The 3,252-nt window shown below is 48.7% G+C and carries 3 protein-coding genes; 2 read left to right on the plus strand and 1 reads right to left on the minus strand.

Going from position 1 to position 3,252, the window contains the following annotated elements:
* Window positions 1-1,366: TonB-dependent receptor (locus VK541_RS04590; protein ID WP_324367379.1), on the minus strand; the 1,366-nt coding region annotated here is incomplete at its 3' end.
* Between the two features lie 352 nt (window positions 1,367-1,718).
* On the opposite strand from VK541_RS04590, the gene VK541_RS04595 reads away from it, so the two are divergent.
* Together VK541_RS04595 and VK541_RS04600 are read left to right on the plus strand one after the other, a co-directional pair.
* Window positions 1,719-2,546 carry a heme/hemin ABC transporter substrate-binding protein gene (locus VK541_RS04595; protein WP_324367380.1) on the plus strand — a complete coding sequence of 276 codons (828 nt, stop codon included), beginning with the start codon at window positions 1,719-1,721 and terminating at the stop codon, window positions 2,544-2,546.
* Between the two features lie 20 nt (window positions 2,547-2,566).
* Window positions 2,567-3,252 (plus strand): FecCD family ABC transporter permease (locus VK541_RS04600; protein WP_324367382.1); only part of this gene is annotated, 686 nt, incomplete at its 3' end.

The raw sequence follows: 3,252 nt of genomic DNA on the forward strand, positions 1-3,252 counted from the left end.
AATTGCTCATGCTTTTGTTACCCCGGTAAAAGGTATTGTCCAGCAGCTCATATGCCGTTCCTGTCCCTCCTGTGAATTCAATTGATGCACCAGCCTGTTTTGCCAGCTGTACTTCTGCGCGGTGCAGGTATTGCTTAAAGCTACTGCCCGGCATGACGGAACCGCTGTTCAGATCGGTAATGTTTTGTTCATTCTGGTACCTGGTCAGGTAGTACTGTGACTTTAGCCTTAACCCGTTCCTGAAGTTGTTATTGAGCGACACAGATCCGTTCAGATCATATTCATCCAGCACATCTGCGCTGGGCTTGATGCCCTGGTAGGCGATCTGGTTTTCGGAATGCCGGGTCACAAACCTCCCGTTCAGGCTCAATGTGCTGATGTCGCTGAGCTGGTAGCGGCCCCTGCCCTGCAGGGCATAACTACTGAAGGGAGGTGCCGTCTTGCCCTCAGACAGGTATGGATTGGAATTGAAACCATCTGTCCGGTAGTAATTTCCGGAAAGGTAGACCGAACCTTTCTTGCCTGCAAAGGGTGTTTCGCCTTCAAGCGTGGCATCTGTCATTTGGAAACTGCCATATCTGAGCGCGGCCATACCTTGCGGCTGACTAATGTTTTTCCGGGTTACAATATTGACCACTCCGGCCAGCGCCTCGCTGCCAAACAAACAGGATGAGGCGCCTTTAATCAGCTCAATCCTTTCAATATTGGAAACCGTAATGCGGGACAGGTCAAAATTGCCGTTGTTGCGCCCGACCATGGGCTGCCCGTCTATCATGATCATGGTATATCCGCTGTCAAATCCCTGCATTTGCAAACCCACCGCCCTGTTGCCGGAGCCGATATCGTTGACAATAGCGAGCCCGGTTTGTTCTTTTAACACCTCATCCAGTCTGCGGCTCCCCATGGCCTCTATTTCAGCGCGGGTGATGACCTTGCCGGGCATAGCCGTACGGGTCATGTCTATAAAATTATCCGGGTTGCTGTGAATGCCGCTCACGTTTACCTCTTTGAGTTCTTTGTCGCCTTGTCGGAGCAGGATATTTAGTACCGTTATTTTCCCGGCGGATATGTCCGTTTGCTGTGTATAGTTCTTAAACCCGATGGCGTTGATGGTTAAGGTATAGGTACCCGCATATAAATCTGCTATCCGGAACCTGCCCCTGGCATCGGTTATTGCTTTTTTATGATCCGGCTGCAAACTAAGCACTATGCCTTGCAGAGGCTTGCCCTGTTCATCAGTAATGACCCCATCCAGACTTCCTTTTGTTTCCGTTATCTGCCGCTTTAAACCGATGGCCCGGCCCGGCAGGGCAGCTAGCATCAGGCAGCAGATCAGGAGGGTTTTGCAGAGGCAGTTTGGGGACATAAACAAAGGATAGTTATTTTTAATCATTCTAAATAAGACGACAAATATGCTTACATTTGCTTAAAATCAAGCAACGTGATGGGGATTATTTTTAACCATTTCGGGATTGTTTTTATGGAATCGGGATGATTTAAGGTAAAAATCAACATGGAACTGAAGTGCTGATAGGTTTGGCAGAATGAATTAAAGCACTATGAAACAAATATTTAAGTCTTTTTAAGATACTTGCTGTTCCCGTTTTAACGTGCATCAGCTTTAAAATACCGAAACCGTTAATAGCAGGCAATTATTTGGAATAATTTTAAATAAGACTTCCTTTGCAGCAGAATACACAATAAAAACCCTACAAAAAATGAATAGAATTTTGTTCCTTTTGATATTTATGGCTTTCGGTTTTTCTGCTTCTGCTGCGTTGACGAAGCGGATCATCACCCTGAGTTCGGCCCTGACAGAGACTGTTGATGCGCTGGGTTATGGCCCGCAGATCGTGGCTGTAGATGTAACGAGCCTCTACCCTGCTTACGCTGCAAAATTGCCGAGGGTCAGCAAAGACCGCAGTACTTCAGCTGAGGGGATCATTTCATTTTCACCCGATCTGGTACTTGCCCCCGAAAATATGATCTCAAAAGCAGTGGAGTACCAGCTGAAATCTGCGGGCATAAAGCTGATGGTCATTAAACAGGAATACACGGTAAAGGGCACACTGAATTTCATCCGCCAGGTGGCGGCAGCTTTGGACAATGCAGCCAAAGGAGAAGAACTGGCTAAACAGACCGCAGCAAGTGTTGCTGAAGCCCAAAAAGCCGTTGGCAAAAATCCAAAGTCCCCTAAAGTATTGTTTCTGTATGCCCGCGGAACGGGTGTAATGATGGTCGCCGGAAAGGAAACCAGTATAGACGGGATCATCAGGCTGGCTGGCGGCCGGAATGCGGCGCAGGGTTTTTCAAAATACAAACCTTACACTACTGAAGCTTTGGTCAGTGCCAATCCGGATGTGATCCTCCTGTTTGATTTCGGCCTGAAAAGCCTGGGCGGGACCAGCAGTATTTTGAAAATGCCTGGTGTAATGCTCACCAATGCAGGAAAAAACAAGAAAATAGTGGAGATGGACGGTGACCTGCTGGCTGGTTTTACGGTCAGGCTTGGAGAAGCAATGAAACAGCTGAATGCCAAATGGTAAATAAAAAACTGGTTTTATACATGAGCCTTACCGCGGCGTTGATCCTGGCTTCTGCTTTTTCTATGAGTTTGGGAGCTGTAAAGATCCCCTTGCCGGATGTACTGATCATCATTGGCAGGAAGATAGGTCTGTTTGGTGATGCCGCAGTTTCTGAGCAATATGTTGTGGTTATGAATATTGTCCGGATCCCCAGGGTATTACTGGGTTTGCTGGTCGGGGCCGCCCTGGGCATATCCGGCACGGCAATACAGGGCATTTTCAGGAATCCGCTTGCTGAGCCGGGACTGATCGGTATTTCGGCGGGCGCATCACTCATGGCGGTCATCATTATTGTAATGGAGATCAGCCTGCTTGCCGGTCTAAGTAATCTTTTGGGTTATTATCTGCTGGCATTTGGTGCTTTTTCGGGTGCAGGGATAGCAGCCTTACTGGTCTACCAGATCTCCAAAACTGATGGCAAGTCTAATGTTGCGACCATGCTGCTCGCCGGTATTGCCATCAATGCGCTCGCCGGTGCGCTGACCGGCCTGATCACCTTCGCTGCTGACGATCAGCAGCTCAGGAACATCACTTTTTGGATGCTGGGCAGTCTGGGTGGCGCTACCTGGGAAACGGTCGTCACGGTTTCACCTTTCATCCTGATTCCGGTACTGCTCCTGCCCCGCCTGGGCAAGCCTTTAAATGCTTTTGCGCTGGGGGAAACACA

Origin of the sequence: Pedobacter sp. (genome assembly GCF_035317785.1) — a bacterium.
Lineage (GTDB): Bacteria > Bacteroidota > Bacteroidia > Sphingobacteriales > Sphingobacteriaceae > Pedobacter.